The sequence below is a fragment of the Salegentibacter echinorum genome (assembly GCF_900129445.1).
Classification (GTDB): Bacteria; Bacteroidota; Bacteroidia; order Flavobacteriales; family Flavobacteriaceae; genus Salegentibacter; species Salegentibacter echinorum.
Window position 1 is genome coordinate 20272 of the sequence record NZ_FQVT01000020.1, and the last position, 19992, is coordinate 40263.

Consider the following 19992-nt stretch of genomic DNA (forward strand, 5'->3'; position numbering starts at 1 on the left):
TTTAACCTCTTCTTTTAAAATAACCAAGTAATTTTTTCACGTAACTTTCATCTACGCGGTTATTAATTACACCGGCTCCGCTTAAATTGAAACTTTCGTGAAAATATGCAGTATTTTCCAGGTAATGCGCGGCATAATTTTTTCGCACCGATTTTGAACCTGTATTTACCATAATTGTTTCGCCGGTCTCATCATCTAACATAGGCACTAATCCTAAATTTGGGATTTTTTCTTCGGCAGTGTCATAAACCCTAATTCCAGTGACATCGTGTTTGTTGCCGGCTATTTTTAGCGACTGCTGGTAATCCCTGTCCATAAAATCTGAAAGAATAAACACAATGGTTTTTTTCTTCATCACATTAGAAAGGTACTTTATGGCGGCAGTAATATCTGTTTTTTTAGATTCGGGTTTAAATTCTATAAGCTCCCTTATAATTCGCAGCACGTGAAACCTTCCTTTTTTGGGCGGGATATAAAGCTCTATTTTATCTGAAAACAACATAAGCCCAATCTTATCGTTGTTTTTGGTAGCCGAAAAAGCCAGAGTAGCGGCAATTTCTGTAATAACCTCTTTTTTAAGTTGATCCTGTGTTCCAAAAAGCCCTGAGCCAGAAACATCTACCATTAGCATCATGGTAAGTTCACGTTCTTCCTCAAAAACTTTTATAAACGGCTCATTGTAGCGGGCGGTAACGTTCCAATCTATATTTCTAACATCATCGCCAAATTGGTATTGTCTAACCTCGCTAAAAGTCATCCCGCGACCTTTAAAAGTAGAATGATATTCCCCGCCAAATACGTCGTCACTTAAACGCCGGGTCTTTATTTCAATCTTTCTTACTTTTTTTAAAAGCTCTTTGGTATCCATCTTTTTCAGTGGGCAGTTTTCAGTCTCAGTGTTCAGTAGGCAGTCTCAGTGAGCAGTTTCAGTATGCAGTATTTGGCGAACAAAAACCTGACTGCCCACTGCGACTGCTTACTTACTTCTACGGAACTTCAATCTCATTCACAATTTTGTGTACAATATCTTCAGAAGTGATACTTTCTGCTTCGGCTTCGTAGGTGATTCCAACCCTGTGACGCAGTACATCTAGCACAACCGCTCTTACATCTTCTGGAATCACGTAACCACGGCGTTTTATAAACGCATAACATTTTGAAGCTCTCGCAAGGTTAATACTACCTCTGGGGGAGGCGCCAAAACTAATGAGCGGTTTAAGATCTTTAAGATTATAATTTTCAGGCTCACGGGTAGCAAAAATAATATCGAGAATGTATTTTTCAATCTTTTCATCCATATAAACCTCTCGTGCTGCCTGTTGTGCCCTTAAAATTTGTTCTAAGCTCACCACGGGATTTACCTTAGGAAATTCCCCCTTTAGATTGGCGCGCATAATTAATTGCTCGTCATTGATTTCTGGATAATCAATCACTGTTTTAAGCATAAAACGATCCACCTGGGCTTCGGGTAATGGATAGGTTCCCTCTTGTTCTACCGGGTTCTGGGTTGCCATTACCAGGAAAGGTTTATCGAGCATAAAAGTATCATCCCCTATAGTCACCTGTTTTTCCTGCATTGCCTCCAATAAAGCAGATTGTACTTTGGCGGGTGCCCGGTTAATCTCATCGGCGAGTACAAAGTTGGCGAAAATAGGACCCTTTTTAATGCTAAAATCACTTACCTTCATATTGTAAATGAGCGTACCAACAACATCGGCCGGTAAAAGATCTGGTGTGAATTGTATTCTGCTAAAGCTACCGTGAACAGCCTGGGAAAGCGTGTTGATAGCCAGGGTTTTTGCCAGTCCCGGAACACCTTCCAGTAGAATGTGTCCCTGCCCCAACAAGCCAATAAGCAAGCGTTCCATCATATGCTTTTGCCCTACAATCACTTTATTAACTTCGGTGTTTAGTAGGTCAACAAAAGCACTTTCCCTCTCTATTTTTTCATTTAAACTTGCAATATCTACAGAGGAGTTATTATCCATAATGTTATACGTATTTAGAACCTTAAAATAGTGCCTGCAAATTGGAAAATTATTAGCGTCTATGCTGTTAATGTATGGTTAAAAAACAAAAAGTTAACCTATTTACGGCTGAGCTTTTTTATAAAATGAATTTTTATGATTATTCCAAATGTTTTTTGAGAATCTGAAAAATATTAGGCAAATAAAAGCTTTTTATGATTAAATATTATTGGTTAATTATCAATTTTTATTTGAAAACTTTTGTCAAAAAGCCACCAAGGCACGAAAGACATTAAGATTCACTAAGATATTTTTATTTGGTACCTTTCTTGGTGTTTTGGAGTCTTGGTGGCTACAGCCGAAGACTCGGTTTTTTGCCACTAAGACACAAAGTCACGAAAATTCACTAAGATATTTTTAATTGGCGCCTTTTTTGGGGTCTTGGTGGCTTTATACAGAAGTTCAGTTTTTTTATTAAGCTACAAAGATTCACTAAATAGTTCAGATTATTGCGTTTTGGTTACTGCAATTAATTGCCATTTAAAATAATAATTATCAAGTTTTAAACTAATATTTCGTAGTTTGATTTAATATTCGAACACTATGAAAAATAGTAAATATGAACCTATTCCGCAAAACCTGGATAGAATAGCAAAGAAGATAGTTGATTCGGCATATACCGTTCACTCTAAATTAGGTCCCGGATTATTAGAAAAAGTTTACGAAGCTTGTTTTTGCTATGAATTGGGAAAAAGGAATTTAAATTATAAACGACAGGTTGTGGTGCCCATAGTTTATGATAATTTAATTTTTAAAGAAGGATTAAGGTTAGACGTAATTGTTGAAGACTCTATAATTTGTGAATTAAAGGCGTTGGATAATGTAAACCCTGTGTGGGAGGCGCAATTATTAAGTCATCTGAAGTTAACTGAAAATAGACTGGGGTTTCTCATAAATTTTAATGTGCCAAAAATTAAAAATGGTATTCGACGTTTTGTAGTTTGATTTACCAAACCAATATTAGCGTCCTGATAGATATTGTGTTTGAAATTTGCCACCAAGCCACAAAAGGCACAAAGATTCACTAAGATTTTTTTACTTGGTGCTTTTCCTGATGTTTTGGGATCTTGATAGCTACCGCCGAAGAATCGGGTTTTACCACTAAGACACAAAGTCGCAAAAATTCACAAAGATATTTTTACCTGGTGCCTTCTTGGTGTTTTAGAGTCTTGGTGGTTACACCCGGCTAAAGTTTAGGCCTTAAAAAGCAATGTGTTCATTCTCTTTTAATTGGTTAAATTTGAAGATGTTTTTATTCAGAATTTTGCACCTTAAATGATTAACAAACGACTTTTAATTAAAAATTTGCTTGCCCATAATGACGAAAACAGTTTTTACGACAAAAAACTGAAGCTGAATATTGGGGAAAAAGAAGGAAAGGCCAAGTTTTTAAAACACGTTTGTGCCCTCTCCAATTCCAATCCGCAGAACAATTCCTATATCGTGATTGGCGTTCAGGATGAAGACAATAAGATCGTTGGCACCGATTTTTTTGATGATAGTAAAATTCAAAACCTTGTAAATGCTTATTTAAGTAATGCACCACTTATTTCTTATGCTAATATTCCGTTTCCACACTTGCCAGGCCATTTGGTGGTAGGCCTGGTAAGCATTAGGCCTAATCACGGGAAAATTTGCTCCCTAAAAAAGAATATTTGGAAATATTATGGTGGCTCGGTTTTTTTTAGGGATGGCAGTATGAGTATGCCTAAAGTTTTTGATATTGAAGTGGCCAATGTAAACTCGGCAATAGTAGATTCTATAGAAAAGCATTCGCATAATAATATCGAATTAACCTTAGATGGCGTTTTCGATTTTTTTAAAAAACGAAAAGATTTCCATCCCAATTATAAAGTCTTTAAAGAGTATTTTGTAGTGTGTTGGGCAGGTAAGAAGAAAAAAACTAAAAATGGAACCTTTTATTCCCGGGTAGATATAGAATTAATCAATGAGCAGGTGAAGTTGTTTTATTCAGACCTGGACCAGGTGAGTATAAGCCTTACCAACGATAAATTCACCATTTTAGAATATGTGCATTTGGGTCTTTACGATAAATATGAATATTATCCTTTGGAAGAAGTGGTTATAAATTTTAAGGATAATGTGAGTTACGATATTGAAAGTAAGTTGTTATTTGAGGCACCACATTTCGACAAAAAAACGCTGTATCATATTTATAATATCAATGATAAACTGGTGGAACGCTTAAAAAAGAAACTTCCGCTCGATAAGCAACAAGCTAAAGATCTTAATAATTTACCTTCTACTTATTTGCTTTGTTATTTGAATAATTTTGAACAGGCGATTGGTAGGCTGGAGGCGGCGAAACCGTATTTAAAAGATTATAGTGAGGAAGTTTATAGTAAGTATAAAGAAAGTATGCGAATTTTAAGAAAAGTAAAATATAATTAGATGGGCAGAAGTATAGCGATAGGAGATATTCACGGGGGGTTAAAGGCCCTTATTGAATTGTTGGAAAAAATTAAAGTGCGTCCCGAAGATGAACTTATATTCCTGGGAGATTATGTAGATGGCTGGAGCGATTCTGCAAATGTTGTTTCTTATTTAATTGAACTGGCGCAGCAAAATACCTGTATTTTTCTAAGGGGAAATCACGACGATTTGGTTTATCAATGGTTAAAAACGGGGGAATTAAACGAAAAATGGTTAGAACATGGTGGACAGAGCAGCATTGACGCCTACCGTAATTTTTCTTCAGAAGAAAAAGAAAAACACATCAAGTTTTTTGAAGAAATGTTTAATTATTATATCGATAAAGAAAACAGGTTGTTTGTGCATGCCGGCTTTACTAATTTGCATGGTCCAGATCACGAATATCACGATACAGGATTCTACTGGGACCGTACTTTGTGGGAAATGGCACTTTCGTTAGATGAAAATATAAAACCTGGAGATTTTAATTATCCAAAAAGGTTACAAATTTTCGATGAGATTTTTATTGGTCATACTCCGGTAACAAGAATAAATGAAAGTGAGCCTGTTAAGAAAGCGAGCATCTGGAATGTAGATACAGGAGCAGCTTTTAAAGGTAAATTATCTGCAATAGATGTAAATTCTAAAGAAATTTGGCAAAGTAGCCCGGTTTTTGAGCTATATCCGCGGGAAGACGGCAGAAATTAAGACGAATTTATTAAAAATCCTGCTTTCTCTTTCTATCTTTGTATTCAAGCATTTTGACATTGATTTTTGTGCCAGGATCTGGAACTTATTTTTTAATGTTCAGCGCTTGGAAAAGATTTAAATAATTTCAGCAGAATTCAGAATTTTTCTGTTTTAAAATACACAAAAGATGGCCCTGGATAATATACGTTTAGAAGTGATGAATACCGTTGAAAAGGAAGTTGACGGGTTCATAAAGAAATACTTGATTCCCGTGGAAGATATCTGGCAACCTACAGATTTACTCCCCAATCTGCAGCAGGAAAATTACGTAGAAGAAATCACACAAATTCGAGAAGAAGCCAAAGAGTTGGAATATGATTTTTGGGTAGTTTTAGTAGCCGATATGGTAACTGAAGAAGCTCTTCCCACCTACGAGTCCTGGTTAATGGATATGGAAGGAGTAGAGCAACACGGCAAAACCAGGGGCGAAGAAAACGCCTGGTCTAAATGGGTGCGTCACTGGACAGGTGAAGAAAACCGGCATGGGGACACGCTTAATAAATATCTGTATCTATCGGGAAGGGTAAATATGCGCGAAATCGAAAAAACCACCCAATATCTTATCAACGATGGTTTTGATATTGGTACCGGCAGAGATCCTTATAAAAATTTTGTCTATACCAGTTTTCAGGAATTGGCTACCAATATTTCTCACAAACGAGTGGGACAGTTAGCTAAAAAGAAAGGAAATAAAATGCTGGGGAAAATGTGCAATATTATTGCGGGAGACGAGATGAGGCATTATATGGCTTACCGTGAGTTTGTAAAAACTATTTTTGAGCACGATCCTAGTGAAATGATGCTGGCCTTTCACGATATGATGAAGAAAAAGATTGTTATGCCTGCCCAGTTCTTAAGAGAAAGCGGCCAGGGTATTGCAGAAGCCTTCGAAAACTTCTCCAATGCTGCCCAGAGACTTGGGGTATATACTACCTACGATTATATTAATATTATGGAAAAATTAAACGGATACTGGGAGATAGATAAGATGAGGTCACTAACCGACGAGGCCGAAAAAGCCCGGGACTATTTGATGAAATTGCCCGATAGAATGCGCAGGGTTGCAGATCGTATGGCTATCCCGCAAGATCAACACACCTTTAAATGGGTAGAGGCGAATGGGAAGCTTTAATGCGTAATTAAGGCAAATCTCGAGTAAAGTTATTGCCACCAATTCAGGAATATCAGATTATTCGTGAATTAGTGGCTTTTTATCTGGGAATAATATAGCCTGGAAAAGGAGAAGGGATTACTTTATAACCGCTACATTAAATACTACTGGTAAAAATTCATCAATTTAATATAGTCCCAAACTGCATGGGGTAACATTGGTTTGACAAATTTACCATCTTGTACCGCGCTTCTTATAAAGGTAGAGGAAATTTCCACTCGCGGAGCGTTCACCCTGGTTATTTTAGGGTGGTCCCTAAATTCATTTTCAACTTTCCCACCAGAAATCCTGGGATAAACATAGATCTCATGATTTTCGAGAATTACTTCATAATTTTTCCACTTGTGGAAAGTCTTTAAGTTGTCTTCGCCCATAATAAGACAAAAGCGGTTGGTAGGATGTCTTTCCTGCAAATGGGCTAGTGTTACTGAAGTATAATTGGGCTGAGGTAGTCCAAATTCCACATTTGAGGGACTTAGATGCTCATAACCTTCGCAGGCCTTATAAACCATTTCCAACCGATGGTGATTTTCTAGCAGGGAACTCTTTTTTTTATGTGGATTATGAGGGGTTACCACCAACCAAACTTCATCCAAATCGGAAAACTCGGCCATGTGATTGGCAATAATTAAGTGCCCAACATGGATGGGATTAAAGGTGCCAAAAAACAACCCAATCTTTTTATTCATGTTCTTTAGAAGTGTTTACACCAACATAGCTGGCCACCAAATCGTAAGCTTCTTTGAGGGCAGTATTTAAATGATGGTTTTCTATGATAAAATCGAACTGGGGAGCGGTAGCTAATTCTATAGAAGCTTTTGCTACACGCATATTAATTTTATCATCGGTTTCTGTTTTGCGCTTTTTTAACCTGATCTTTAACTCTTCAATACTGGGTGGTTTTACAAAAACTGCCAGGGTTTTCTTTGGGTAAATGTTTTTAATGTCCAGCCCACCAACTACATCTATATCGAAGATCACGTGTTTTCCTTTAGCCCAAATACGCTCCACTTCGCTTTTTAAAGTTCCGTAGAAATTATCGCGGTAAACTTCTTCCCATTCCAGGAATTCATCATTTTTTATTTTGCTTTTAAAATCTTCTAAAGACAAAAAGTGATAATGTTCACCGTCTATTTCCTCGCCACGGGCCGCACGGGAAGTAGCCGAAATGGAAAATTCCAGGTTTAATTCCTTTTGTTTTAATAAATGTTGAACTATTGTGGTTTTTCCAGAGCCCGAAGGAGCCGAGAAAACGATAAGCTTACCGTCGTCCATTTAAAGTACGTTTAAAAGTTGTTCTTTTATTTTTTCCAGTTCATCTTTCATCTGCACCACCAATTGTTGCATAGGGGCATAATTAGATTTGCTCCCTATGGTATTGATTTCGCGACCCATTTCCTGAGAAATAAACCCGAGTTTTTTTCCGTTAGAATCGGGGGAATTAATGCTTTCTATAAAATAGGAAAGGTGGTTTTCCAACCTTACTTTTTCTTCGGTAATGTCAAATTTTTCAATGTAATACACCAGTTCCTGCTCAAAACGGTTCTCATCTACATTTTCCTTAAGATCGGCAATACCTTTTCTAAGTCTTTCTTTTACCGCATCAACGCGTTCAGGATCTATTTTGATTACTTCTTTTAACAATTTATCGATGTTATTCACCCTAAAAGAAAGGTCTTTTTCTAAAGCTTTTCCTTCATCTTTTCGAAAGGTATTGATCTCTTCCAAAGCTTCAATTACCGCATTTTCTATGGCTTTAAACTCGGCTTCATCAATTTCTTCCCGCTCGGTAGTAACCGCATCTGGCATTTTTACTGCCATTCTTAAAAGTTCGGTTTCATTGCCAGGAACTATAGCACTTAATTGTTTCATATAATTGGCAACGACTCCTTTGTTTACCGAGGCTGAAGTTTCTTCCCCGGTGATGTCTACAAACAGGGAGAAATCTACTTTTCCCCTAACAAGGGATTTACCGATTATGTTTCTTAGTTGCAGTTCTTTTTCGCGGTATTGCGAAGGAATTCTGGCGTTTACATCAAGATTTTTACTATTAAGCGATTTAATCTCAACGCTTATCTTTTTGGATGGAAGTTGCGTGATGCTCTTTCCAAAACCTGTCATCGACTGGATCATGGGCAATTTTTAAGCTTGTGCAAAGGTAATCAATTCTGTAGCAGCACAAAGCCGCGTAAAGGCTATTTTGATTTTTTAGAAATTCTGAACTGGAAAGTTTAAAATGTTTGCCCCGAATGCACGAAGACGTTGGGATAATAGAAATACGACCAGAGAACAGAGAACAGAGAGCAAAGAAAAAAGAAAAAAGAATCAAGAATCAAGACAGAAAAGCATTAACCCGGAATATTCATTAGATTAACCTGAATACTATAATGCGACTAAGTTTTACCATCCCGAGTTTTCGGGATTGATACTCAAAAATGGGTGTAACTATCTTGTCGGAAGGGTTAACCCGCACCAAAAAACATTTCTCAAAAGTGACGTAAATTATGCGGGCTAAGATGTGCAAAGATACGCTTGGTGTTTTTTTGGAGTTTTGGAGTCTTTGTGGCCTCTTTTTGTTTCTGAAACAATAGATTGCTAAAAATGTTTAAAAGTTGTAGAGATTTTCAAGTTGGTGTTAAAACTGATTTCCGTTTAATGAATTCCAGTGCTCTTTCCTCGTGGTAATAAGGTTTTTTATGTTGAATAAAACCCACGTGCCCACCTTGTTTTGGAATTTCCAGGTATAGGTTCTTAGAGTTTTTAGCCAATTGTATAGGATAGGAATTTGGCGCCAAAAAAGTATCGTTTTCAGCATTAATCAATAGGGTAGGGGTTTGAATTCCTGGTAAGAATGCCAGGCAACTGCATTGGCGGTAATAATGAGCAGCACTTTTAAATCCGTGTGCTTTGCTGGTGTATAGTTCATCTATGGCAAGCAGGGAATTGCAACCGGCGATGTCTTTTTTATCTATTTCTGAAGGAAAATGAGCTTCACGAAGCCGCAATTCTTTCTTTAGGTTTTTTAGGAAGCGACGGGAATACAAAAAGTTATGCGACTTATTGAGTTCGTTTAGGGAGGCGCCCAGATCACACGGCACCGAAACCGCCACCGCCGATTTAATTTCTGAAGCGATTTTTGATTGTTCCCCTAAGTATTTCAGCAATAAATTCCCACCCAAACTAAAGCCAATCAGGTTTATTTCAGCATATTTATTTTCAACTTTTAAAACATCGATTACCGTTTGCAGATCTTCGGTAGCGCCGGCGTGATAGCTGCGATATAACCGGTTTATCTCCCCGCTGCAACTTCTAAAATTCATAGAAGCAATATCCCAGCCATTTTCGTAAAAGATTTTGGCCATCCCCCGCATATAAGGCCGGTTGGCATTTCCGGCCAGGCCGTGAAGAAGAATAAGTACCTTATTATTGTTTGGAGAAAAGAATGTTCGTTCCAGATCTAAAAAATCTCCATCGCTTAATTCTATCCGCTGCCTGGTTGAAAAATGGAATTCAACCCGCCTAAAGGCTGAGGCATAAATACTGGCAACGTGAGAATTTTTAAAAATACCCGGGGCTCTATATGTATTTTTTAATAACGGCATGTAAAGAGCAAAGATAAGTAGGCGAGTCGGTAATTTTTGGTAAATATCTTAGCATTTTAATTGGAAATCTTAATTTTAGCGTAAAACCCTAAGATAATTATGCGTGCATAAGATTTTTTTCTAATTTTATTGGAAAATCGAGAAGATGTACACTAAAAATTTTGAGATACGTTGGAGTGATATAGATGCCAACCGGCATTTGGCCAACACCGCTTACGTGAATTTTATGAGCCACACTAGAATGGCTTTTTTAATGGAAAATGGTTTCGGGCAGGAAGATTTAGCGCGAGAGAATATTGGTCCCGTGGTTTTCTATGAACATATTTATTATTTTAAGGAGGTATTTGCTGGGAAACCAATTAAAGTGACATTGCAATTAAAAGGCCTTTCTGAAGACGGGATGTATTTTGAATTTCTGCATAATTTTTATGATGAAAAGGGACAAAATTTTGCCAGCTGTGAAATGATGGGCGCCTGGATAGATTTAAAAGAAAGAAAGCTAACGAAATTACCAGATGTTTTACTTAAAAATATAGACAGTCTTGGCCATACCAAAGATTTTAAAGTGCTCACCAAAGAAGATACACGCAAATACGGCCAACGACCGCAAAATATGGATCCTGAAGAATTAGGGTTTTAAAAGTTTAAGCCCTTACTTCGGTTTTCTTTTTAGTCACCAAATAAACTCCTACAAAGACTAAAATCCCGGCGGTAGCTTTTACTAAATTTAATTCATCGGCACCACTTATGATCGCGTAGGAAATTGCTATAAGCGGTTGCAAGTACATAAAAACGCTAATAGTAGAAGCCGAAAGCCTTTTTAAAGCATAAATATTCAGTAAATAGGTGGCAAAGGTAGTCCCAAGTACTACAAAACCCATTTTCCAGATAGCTTCAAAGGGAAGGTGTAGCCAATCTACGGCAGTAAATTGTTCTATGGTAATAGGGAAATTGATAATAACCGCGATTAGAAAAAACCACTTCATAAGCGTAATAGCATGATATTTTGCAGTGAGCGGTTTAACCAGGATTAGGTATAATCCAAAAGAAAAGGCATTTACTATAAACAAAGCATTTCCCAGGGGAATATTTGGGGCATTTCCGCTGCTTTCTGCACTAAACAATACCAGGGTGAGGGCGCCGGCGAGTCCTAAAATAACTCCAATGCTTTTTAGTAACGTAATGCGTTCTTTAATTAAAATTGAAGCCAATATAAGTACCATGACCGGAGATAAGGTAACAATTACCGAGCTGTTGATGGGCGTGGAAAGACTAAGACCTTTAAAGAAAAACAACATATTTATGACCATCCCGAAAACGGCACAGCCTAAAATACGGGGCCAGTCAGATTTAGCAATCTTTTCTTTAGGTCCCATCCAGCTAATTCCCCAAAAGAGTATTGCAGCGCCGAAAACTCGCAGAAATATAAATCCGAAAGGTTCAATATAAGTAGGCATCACGCCTTTTGCCACGGTATGGTTTATGCCATAAATTGTACTGGCACCAATTGCAGCGAGGATTGCTAAAATCCTTTTATTATCCATGAATGGAAGCTTTTGCTGCTGCAACTGTTTTTTTTGAATTGCCAACAAAAATTTTATCGCCGTTTATGATAACCGGTCTTTTTAAAAAGGTATAATGCTCAAGGATCAGAGCTTTATAATCGTTTTCAGAAAGGGTTTGCTCTTTTAAGCCACGTTCTTTGTATAAACGGGCCCTTTTACTAAATAAAGCTTCGTGACTTCCTGAAAGTGACTGCATCTCTTCCAGTTGATCTTCGGTTATTTCTTCATTTTTAATATCCTGAAACTCAAAATCTCCCGGCAGTTCCAACTCTTTGATTATTTTTTGGCAGGTATTACAGGTAGAAAGGTGATAAATTTTCTTCATAGTTATAGTAAATCTTTAGAGAGAAGGTTGTGGTTAAATAAGGTTATTTATTTTAGGAGAAACTTAGTTAAGCGCAATATCGTTAAGCCATTGCGAAACCTGGTCTTTTGGAAAATTAAGCTCTAATTGTCCTTCTGCATAGCTGGCCGCTTCATATTGATTGTAGATAAGCAAAACGTCATCTTCAGTTATCGCAATATTTTCTGGAAGCGCAAAAGCATCATTTTCAAAGAAAAAACCTTTGGAATTAATATTGTCGCCTTCCGGTACCTTAAACTTTTTTCTGAACTCTTTTTCAGCAAAATTTTTAAACCCGGCCATATCAGAAAATAGGTCTTTATTTTTTATTACCTCGCCGGTTTTAGCGTTGAAGTTTTCATACAATGTTGCTCCATAGCCATGTGCACCACCCGTGAAAATGTAGAATTCGGTTTTTAAAACCAGCAGTTTTTTATTCTGATGAATAACATTTTGGGAAGTTTCTACTTCGTAGCCGGCAGGACTGTCTGGAAAATCGTTTTTAAAATTCTTATAATCGGCAATAAACTCATCCAGGGCTGCAGGGATGTTTTTTGCATCGGTATCTGCTTCAGCATTACTAAAAATTTTTATGATCTGCTGTTCATTGTACTCATTAATAGTTTTGGCTGTTTCCCCGTTTACTCTAAATTTTAAATAATTTAGCCTAATCCTGGGGCAATCGGCATCCTTACAGGCAGAAAAATCATTTGGGGTAAGTCCAACTTCAGCAAACCCCAAAGTGGTTTCTTCAATATTATTAGTGTTCTTTTTAGCTTCTTTTTTTTCGTCACGGCAGGAACCAAAAAGCAGTCCCAATGCTAAAATAGGGAGCAATAATTTTTTCATAAAAAGGGGTGTTAAAGGAACGGATAAAGGTAAGCCTATTTTGCTTAAGCACAATGAGTATGCTACATTTGTTGCAAATCAAATTGCGATGAAATTTAATACAAAAACAATCCACGGAGGGCAGGAGAATATAGACCCCGGTTATGGTTCTGTAATGCCGCCAATTTACCAAACCAGCACCTATGCCCAAAGTACGCCGGGAGGACATAAAGGCTTTGAATATTCCAGAAGTGGAAATCCCACCCGTAGCGCTTTAGAGAAATCTTTGGCAAGTTTGGAAAACGGGGATTTCGGACTTGCTTATGGCTCTGGTCTTGCCGCTATAGATGCCGTGTTAAAACTCTTTAAGCCCGGCGATGAGATTATAGCTACAAAAGACCTCTATGGTGGTTCTTACCGATTGTTTACTGCTATTTTTGAAAATCTTGGAATTAGGTTTCGTTTTGTAGAGATGGGGGAGGAGAATAATATTAAACAATATATTACTGATAATACGAAGATGATATGGGTTGAAACGCCAACAAACCCTATGATGAATATTATTGATATTGCAGCAGTTTCTAAAATAGCTAAAACGAACAAGCTTTTATTGGCGGTAGATAACACCTTTGCCACGCCCTATTTACAGTTGCCTTTAGATTTGGGGGCCGATATTGTCATGCATAGTGCTACCAAATATCTGGGCGGTCATAGTGATGTGGTTGTGGGCGGACTGGTAGTAAAGGATGAAAAATTGGCCGAAAAGCTTTATTTTATTCAAAAAGCCAGCGGTGCAATTTGTGGTCCCCAGGATAGTTTTTTAGTATTACGTGGCATAAAAACCCTGCATCTTAGAATGCAGCGTCACTGTGAAAATGGGGAAGCTGTAGCGAAATTCCTAAAAGCCCATCCAAAAGTTGGAAAAGTTTACTGGCCGGGTTTTAGAGATCATCCCAATCACCATATTGCCAAAAAGCAAATGACGGGTTTTGGCGGCATGATTTCTTTTAGCACCAAAGAAGATACTTTAGAAAGCGCCACTAAAGTTGTCGAGAATTTAAAAGTGTTCACCCTGGCCGAATCCCTGGGGGGCGTAGAATCTTTAGCAGGACATCCAGCAAGTATGACTCACGCTTCAATCCCGAAAGAGGAACGTGAAAAAACAGGGGTTGTAGATTCACTTATTCGGCTAAGTGTTGGGATAGAAGACGAAGAAGACCTTATTGGAGATTTGGAACAGGCTTTAGGGTGATTTTTTGGAAGAGATTATCCTGAAAGTAACCGTCATGGCGAACGCAGTGAAGCAATCTGCTGATAAAAGGGATACAGTTTCGTTTATTGCGAAAATTGCCACGAATGCACGAATAATATTATTCGTGCATTCGTGGCACCAAAAAAATTAAATAACTTCTCTTAAAACCGAAATTAACTTTTGTACTTCCTCTTTTGTATTATAATGCACCAAACTAATCCTTACCACGCCGTTTTTTTCCTGCAAACCGGCGTCTTCAATTAATTTTTTTGCATAAAAATCCCCAAAACGAATCCCAATCCCGTGTTTATCTACTTTTTCTACAATTTCGTTGCTTTTTAAATCTTTATGGACAAAGGAAATAGTAGGTACACGTTTTTCTTTATTGGCAGGTTCCCGGCCTATGATCTTCACTTTAGAATTTTGCTGAAGAAAGTCCAATAGTGGTTGGCTAATTTCCTCTTCGTGATGGGCGATACTTTTAAAAACCCTGGTCAATTTTTCCTGAAAACGGATGTTGTTTTCTTTAGGGAATTCCTTCTGAAATAATTCTTCAAAGTACTCGGTAACGCCCAATAGGCTGTAGGTGAGTTCAAAATTTACATTTCCGGGTTGAAATTTGTAGGGAACGTCCTTTTTTCCGAAGAAATAATGGTTGATGCCTTCCATTTTATACAGCAAATTATACCTGCCATACATAATCCCAAGATGCGGCCCGTAAGTTTTGTACCAGCTAAAAACATAAAAATCTACATTCAGTTTTTGGACGTCTATGTTGCGATGTGGTGCATAGGCCACGCCATCTACACAAATCAACGCCCCGGCTTTATGAACCTCGTCTGCGATTTCCTTAATCGGATTAATGCTTCCCAAAATATTGGAAGCGTGGGTTACCGCCACCAGCCTCGTTTTATCGCTTAGCAGATTTTTTAAATCTCCCAACTCCAGTTCCAGGGTTTCGGGATTTGCTTTCCAGGTTTTAATTTTAAAACCTTTTTCCTGAAGTGCCGTCCAGGGGGAAACATTGGCCTCGTGATCGGTATTGGTGACAATTACTTCATCTCCTTCCTGCCATTGTTTACTTATGCAAATACTTAAAATTCGCAGCAAGATACTGGAAGATGGGCCAATAACAACTTCTTCTTTTCGGTTTGTATTTAAATATTCACTTACTTTTTGTGTAGCCGCGTCAACTTTCTCGCCGGCTGTTTGGGAGACTTTGTAGGACGCACCCAATTGCACATTATGCTGTAGTAAATAAGTGCTAATATTATCGGCTACTTTCTTTAAGGTTTGTGAGCCACCCGCATTATCCATATAAATAAAATCCTGCTCCAGCGCCGGAAATTGTTTTCTTACAAACTCAATATTCATTCTTCTAAAAGGCTTTCGTTAAACAATTTTAAAATTCTGCGGTATTCGTCTGTCCAGCTGCTGGGCTCTACAAATCCGTGGTCTTCTACAGGATAAAGCGCCATTTCCCAATCTTCTTTTCCCAGTTCTATTAAACGCTGAGACAAGCGCACCACATCCTGAAAATGAACATTTACATCTACCATTCCGTGGGCAATTAAAAGATCACCTTCCAGGCCTTCAGCAAAATAAATAGGGGAAGACCTGCGGGAGGCGATGGGGTCATCGGCAGGTTCGTTTAGAATATTAGAAGTGTAGCCGTGGTTGTAATGCGCCCAATCTGTAACCGAACGCAAAGCTGCCCCGGCCTTAAAAGTATCGGCTTCGGTAAACATCGCCATTAAAGTGATGAAACCACCGTAACTTCCGCCGTAAATACCAACTTTCTCCGGATCAATATCGTGATTATCGATGAGGTATTTTACACCATCAACCTGGTCTGAAAGGTCTTTTCCTCCCATGTGGCGGTAAATTCCGGTACGCCAATCGCGGCCGTAACCGGCACTTCCGCGGTAATCGATATCAATTACCGTATAACCTAGATCGGCCAATAGGTTGTGGAACATATACTCCCTAAAATATAAACTCCACCATTTATGGGCGTTTTGAAGGTAGCCGGCACCGTGTACAAAGACTACGGCAGCACCGTTTTTCGCATTCGCTTCTGGCTTGTAAAGTCTCGCCGGCACCATAGCGCCATCTTCGGCTTTAAATTTTATGAATTCCGGTTCGCGCCAGTCGTAACTGCTAAAAGCTTCAGTTTGCCCTTTGGTTAATTGTTTTGCTTTAGCCCCGGCACGCGTTTTCTTTAAAAACAATTCCCAGGGTTGATTGCTCTTTGAGTAGAGAATTGCCATTTGTTTCTCATTTGGCGAAAGAAAAACCCTGTTATTGCCTTCCATTGTGGTGAGTTGCTCCATTTTTCCGCCCATTAGCGGCATCTTATAAAAATGACGTTCCCCGGCGTCAACTTTAGAAGTGGTAAGAAACCAGGATTTTTTATTATTGGAAAGCTGCGGATTAAAAACTTCGAAATCGCCTTCGGTTAATTGTTTTTTCTCCCCGGTTTTTACATTTAGCAAGTAAAGATGTGAATATCCCGTGGCCTCACTCTGAAAATAAATATGTTTATTATCTGGCAACCAACCCATACTTGCACCGCCATAGTAGGCATAGCCCATTCCGGGACCGGCAATCCAGGCTTCGTCGCGCTGGCGGTCTAAAGTTTTGAGATCACCACTTTCTAAATCAATTTCTACGATCCACCGGTCTTTATTGTCTTTAGAGCGAATATTTGCCACCGCAGCTTTGCCGTTTGGAGAGAAATAAACCGTGGCCGGCGCTACTTCCCGCTCTTTTTCTTCCCATTCCCGGTCTGGATAATCTTTAGTGTAATCTGGTAAATCTGTAATTCCCGGCAATTGGGAAGTATCTAACATATATACCGTGTCTTTCTCAAAATTATAAATGCCCAGTTTCACTTTGGTTTTATCCTCGCCAACTTTGCTTCGCGCCGGCAAATCTACCGTATATCCAGATTCATCTACATAGTTAGGTACATTGGTGCTTTTAGAATCTTCACGGGAGATTAATTTAAAGGTCGCGAATTTTGTATTTGGCGAAACTTTTAAATTGCTTAAAGTTTGGTCTTCCAGGTAGAATTGAAAAGCTTTTTTTTCTGAAGTAGCTTCATTATATGCCTCACGATCTTCTTTTTCTGTTTTTCGTTGATTTACAACTTCCAGAAGCTCTAAATTCTCGTTCCTTACCCAGGCATCTTTATCAGATAAGTCTTCGTCTTTCTTCTCTTTAGCCTTGCCCTTGTTAATATTTGTAAGTTGTTGAATACTGCCATTTTTCCGGTCGTAAATAAACGCGTTATTGCCGGCAGTGAAACTGATTTTATTTTCGTTAGCAAGAAATTTAGGATTGCTAATAGCTTCCGGCAGCTCTAAAATTTGCTTTGTTTCGCCAGATTTCACAGAATAGAGCATCAAATTCCCATTTTCCGAATAAACTTTTTCATTTCTACTTTTATTAAAATCACCATAAGCGGGCAGGATATTGCGTTCTTCTTTAAGACTTACTTTGCTGATTTTTGAAGTGTTATTTAGTTCGATTTTATAAAGAGAATCGCTCGTATTCTTTTCAGGATTATAATCGAAATAAATGGTTCTACTGTCGGCGCTCCATTTTATGTTGGAAGGGAAATTGCCCATCCATTGTGGATCTTGCATAATTTTTTCTACGGAAAGTTCGCTTTTTTGAGCATGAACCGAAAAACTGAAACTAATAATTGCGATTAGAACAAATTGGAATTTTAAGAAATCCAGGGATACTTTTTTCATCGTTTTTAAGACTTAAATTTTTAAGCTTCGGCAAGATAATTAATTTGAAACTATTGCTAAAGGTTTTAGGAAGCGGAACAATAGAAACCCCGATAATAACATTCAAATGCATTGATGTCCGATAAAAATATAACTAATTAGCATGTTCTCTTTTATAGCAAAGCCAAAAAGCGATTTCATAATTATCCTCCTTGCTATTAAAAATCTTTACGAAAAAGAGTTAATTGAAGAATATCACTTATGAAAAAAGCAGGATTTCAGTTAGTTAGAGTTTAGTCTTTTCTCTTTTTTCTTGCAGCGAAGCGATCTTGTTTCTTTACCGGATAATAGTGATTCAAATGCCAAAAATTAAACTTCTCGTTAGGAAGTCGGGATAAGTTCAATATCTTTAGGCTGAATTTTTCGAATTTTAAATGTTTATAATGAAAAAGAACTTACGCACACTTTTTAGTTTATTCCTGGTGGCGGGCACTATGCAGTTGCAAGCCCAGGAGGAGATGGTCGATAAAATTGTAAAAGAGGCCAACGAAAATTCCAAATTAGAGGAAATTGCTCACGAGTTAATGGATGAGATAGGTCCCAGGTTGGTAGGAACACCAGAGATGAAAAAGGCGCACGATTGGGCGGTTAAAAAATATGATAGCTGGGGGATTTCTGCCGAGAACCAGGAATGGGGAACCTGGAAAGGCTGGGAGCGCGGGATTACCCATGTAGATATGGTTTCACCAAGAGTGAGTAGCCTTCATGCAAGACAATTGGCCTGGAGCCCTTCTACTCGCAAAAAAGGCATTACTGCAGAAGTAGTTATCCTACCGGAAGCGAAAAATGCCAATGATTTCAAAAATATGCTTTCCCGGGTAAAAGGTAAGTTTGTGATGATTTCACAACATCAACCCACCGGGAGACCAGCTGCCAACTGGGAAGAATGGGCAACCGAAAAATCCTGGAAAAATATGCAGCAGAAAATTAATAAAACCGATTCCCTGTGGAGCAAGCGCATTGAAAATACCGGTTATAGCTCACGGGAATTACCAAAAGCTCTAGAAGAAGCTGGTGCCGCAGGAATTATTACCTCCAATTGGTCCCGTGGTTTTGGTGCCAATAAAGTATTTGGTGCTTATACCAAAGAAATTCCCAGTATTGATATTGCTCTTGAAGACTACGGAATGTTGTATCGTTTGGCAGAGAACGGGAGTGCCCCGGAAATTAAAGTGGTGGCACAATCTAAAGATTTGGGAGAGATGCCAACATTTAATACGATTGCCAGGATTGAAGGAAGTGAAAAACCGGAAGAGTATGTGATTCTTTCGGCGCATTTTGACTCCTGGGATGGTGGTACCGGCGCTACAGATAATGGTACAGGAACTATGGTGATGATGGAAGCGATGCGAATTTTAAAGAAATTATATCCCAATCCCAAGCGTACAATTATTGCAGGACATTGGGGTAGTGAAGAGCAGGGGCTTAATGGTTCCAGGGCTTTTGTAAAAGACCATCCGGAGATTGTAGCAAACGTACAGGCTGTATTTAATCAGGATAATGGTACCGGGAGAGTGAAATATATAAGCGGCCAGGGCTTTTTACACGCCTACGATTATATAGGAAGGTGGTTGCAACCGGTTCCGCAGGAAATAAAGGGTGAAATAGAAACAATTTTCCCGGGCACTCCTTCCGGTGGAGGATCAGATTATGCCTCTTTTGTGGCGGCAGGAGCACCTGCTTTTGGCTTAACTTCATTGAGCTGGTCTTACTGGAATTATACCTGGCATACCAACTTAGATACCTATGATAAAATTGTTTTTGATGATGTTCGCGACAATGTGATATTGACTTCAATTATGGCCTATATGGCAAGTGAAGATCCAGAAACAGCATCAAGAGAAAAGACGGTGTTGCCCATGAATGATAGAACAGGAAAGCAAATGACCTGGCCAGAGCCAAGGGATGCCGAAAGAAGAGGCGGATTGGATTAATCGCAGGGCGATAGCCAGGGGTTTAATTACCAGGGGATTGCCTCTGAATAAAAGATTTTTTTTCGGAAGCATACCTCGTATCCCCGGATGAAGATTGTTGATTATTATCTGCTTCTGAAAGAAAAAATGCCACTAATTCACAAATGTTTTTTTGATATTTGTGAGTTAGTGGCTTTTTTATTTATTTCTTTTCTGTATATCCGTAAACATTCCTAAATACCGGAAAATATCCTATATTTGATTAAATATTTAGATTTAACATTATGGATATATTTTCCTTTGGCGTC

Annotated in this window: 18 protein-coding genes; 7 read left to right on the forward strand and 11 right to left on the reverse strand. The window is 38.4% G+C overall.

The annotated features are described in order from the left end of the window. Position 1 precedes the first annotated feature (1 nt). Both BUA71_RS16100 and BUA71_RS16105 read right to left on the reverse strand, forming a co-directional pair. Positions 2-868, reverse strand: coding sequence for a DUF58 domain-containing protein (locus BUA71_RS16100; RefSeq protein WP_072881604.1), 867 nt, complete (start codon positions 866-868; stop codon positions 2-4). Between the two features lie 118 nt (positions 869-986). After that, positions 987-1988, reverse strand: a complete 1002-nt coding sequence (locus tag BUA71_RS16105) for an AAA family ATPase (protein ID WP_072881606.1) — start codon at positions 1986-1988, stop codon at positions 987-989. 582 nt (positions 1989-2570) lie between these two features. On the opposite strand from BUA71_RS16105, the gene BUA71_RS16110 reads away from it, so the two are divergent. The 4 genes from BUA71_RS16110 (at position 2571) to BUA71_RS16125 (ending at position 6342) form a co-directional block, all read left to right on the forward strand. Then, positions 2571-2972 (forward strand): GxxExxY protein, encoded by a 402-nt coding sequence (locus tag BUA71_RS16110; RefSeq protein ID WP_072881608.1) that lies wholly within the window; start codon positions 2571-2573, stop codon positions 2970-2972. A gap of 330 nt (positions 2973-3302) precedes the next feature. Continuing rightward, on the forward strand, positions 3303-4439 hold the full coding sequence (locus BUA71_RS16115) for an ATP-binding protein (RefSeq protein WP_072881610.1): 1137 nt from the start codon (positions 3303-3305) through the stop codon (positions 4437-4439). Further along, positions 4440-5168, forward strand: a complete 729-nt coding sequence (locus BUA71_RS16120) for a metallophosphoesterase family protein (RefSeq protein ID WP_072881613.1) — start codon at positions 4440-4442, stop codon at positions 5166-5168. A 169-nt stretch (positions 5169-5337) separates the two neighbouring features. Beyond that, the gene (locus BUA71_RS16125) at positions 5338-6342 is read left to right on the forward strand and encodes an acyl-ACP desaturase (protein ID WP_072881615.1); all 1005 of its coding nucleotides are present in this window, start codon (positions 5338-5340) and stop codon (positions 6340-6342) included. A 143-nt stretch (positions 6343-6485) separates the two neighbouring features. Here the strand turns inward: BUA71_RS16125 and nadD are convergent, their stop codons facing one another. From nadD to BUA71_RS16145, 4 genes are all read right to left on the reverse strand, one after another. Next, positions 6486-7070, reverse strand: coding sequence for a nicotinate (nicotinamide) nucleotide adenylyltransferase (gene nadD, locus BUA71_RS16130; protein WP_072881617.1), 585 nt, complete (start codon positions 7068-7070; stop codon positions 6486-6488). After that, positions 7063-7656: a guanylate kinase gene (gmk, locus tag BUA71_RS16135; protein WP_072881630.1), complete on the reverse strand. Its 594-nt coding sequence runs from the start codon at positions 7654-7656 to the stop codon at positions 7063-7065. The genes nadD and gmk overlap by 8 nt, the downstream gene beginning before the upstream one ends. Beyond that, positions 7657-8514, reverse strand: a complete 858-nt coding sequence (locus tag BUA71_RS16140; protein WP_072881632.1) for a YicC/YloC family endoribonuclease — start codon at positions 8512-8514, stop codon at positions 7657-7659. 491 nt (positions 8515-9005) lie between these two features. After that, positions 9006-9983, reverse strand: a complete 978-nt coding sequence (locus BUA71_RS16145) for a YheT family hydrolase (protein ID WP_072881634.1) — start codon at positions 9981-9983, stop codon at positions 9006-9008. Between the two features lie 145 nt (positions 9984-10128). Here BUA71_RS16145 and BUA71_RS16150 point away from each other — a divergent pair, with 145 nt between their 5' ends. Then, positions 10129-10623 carry an acyl-CoA thioesterase gene (locus BUA71_RS16150; protein ID WP_072881636.1) on the forward strand — a complete coding sequence of 165 codons (495 nt, stop codon included), beginning with the start codon at positions 10129-10131 and terminating at the stop codon, positions 10621-10623. Between the two features lie 4 nt (positions 10624-10627). Here the strand turns inward: BUA71_RS16150 and BUA71_RS16155 are convergent, their stop codons facing one another. From BUA71_RS16155 to BUA71_RS16165, 3 genes are all read right to left on the reverse strand, one after another. Beyond that, positions 10628-11527, reverse strand: coding sequence for a DMT family transporter (locus BUA71_RS16155; protein WP_072881638.1), 900 nt, complete (start codon positions 11525-11527; stop codon positions 10628-10630). Then, positions 11520-11873 (reverse strand): arsenate reductase family protein, encoded by a 354-nt coding sequence (locus BUA71_RS16160; protein WP_072881641.1) that lies wholly within the window; start codon positions 11871-11873, stop codon positions 11520-11522. The genes BUA71_RS16155 and BUA71_RS16160 overlap by 8 nt, the downstream gene beginning before the upstream one ends. A 63-nt stretch (positions 11874-11936) precedes the next feature. Next, on the reverse strand, positions 11937-12740 hold the full coding sequence (locus BUA71_RS16165; RefSeq protein WP_072881643.1) for a DUF3298 and DUF4163 domain-containing protein: 804 nt from the start codon (positions 12738-12740) through the stop codon (positions 11937-11939). An 88-nt stretch (positions 12741-12828) separates the two neighbouring features. On the opposite strand from BUA71_RS16165, the gene BUA71_RS16170 reads away from it, so the two are divergent. Continuing rightward, complete coding sequence (locus tag BUA71_RS16170; RefSeq protein ID WP_072881645.1) at positions 12829-13971, forward strand: cystathionine gamma-synthase; 1143 nt, start codon at positions 12829-12831, stop codon at positions 13969-13971. A 147-nt stretch (positions 13972-14118) separates the two neighbouring features. Here the strand turns inward: BUA71_RS16170 and BUA71_RS16175 are convergent, their stop codons facing one another. Both BUA71_RS16175 and BUA71_RS16180 read right to left on the reverse strand, forming a co-directional pair. Then, positions 14119-15345, reverse strand: coding sequence for a cysteine desulfurase-like protein (locus tag BUA71_RS16175; RefSeq protein ID WP_072881647.1), 1227 nt, complete (start codon positions 15343-15345; stop codon positions 14119-14121). After that, a complete protein-coding gene (locus BUA71_RS16180) occupies positions 15342-17732 on the reverse strand; it encodes a S9 family peptidase (RefSeq protein WP_072881649.1) in 2391 nt (796 codons plus the stop codon). The genes BUA71_RS16175 and BUA71_RS16180 overlap by 4 nt, the downstream gene beginning before the upstream one ends. Before the next feature lie 422 nt (positions 17733-18154). On the opposite strand from BUA71_RS16180, the gene BUA71_RS16185 reads away from it, so the two are divergent. Next, entirely contained in the window at positions 18155-19705 is a 1551-nt protein-coding gene (locus BUA71_RS16185; protein WP_072881651.1) for a M20/M25/M40 family metallo-hydrolase, read from the forward strand. Positions 19706-19992 lie beyond the last annotated feature (287 nt).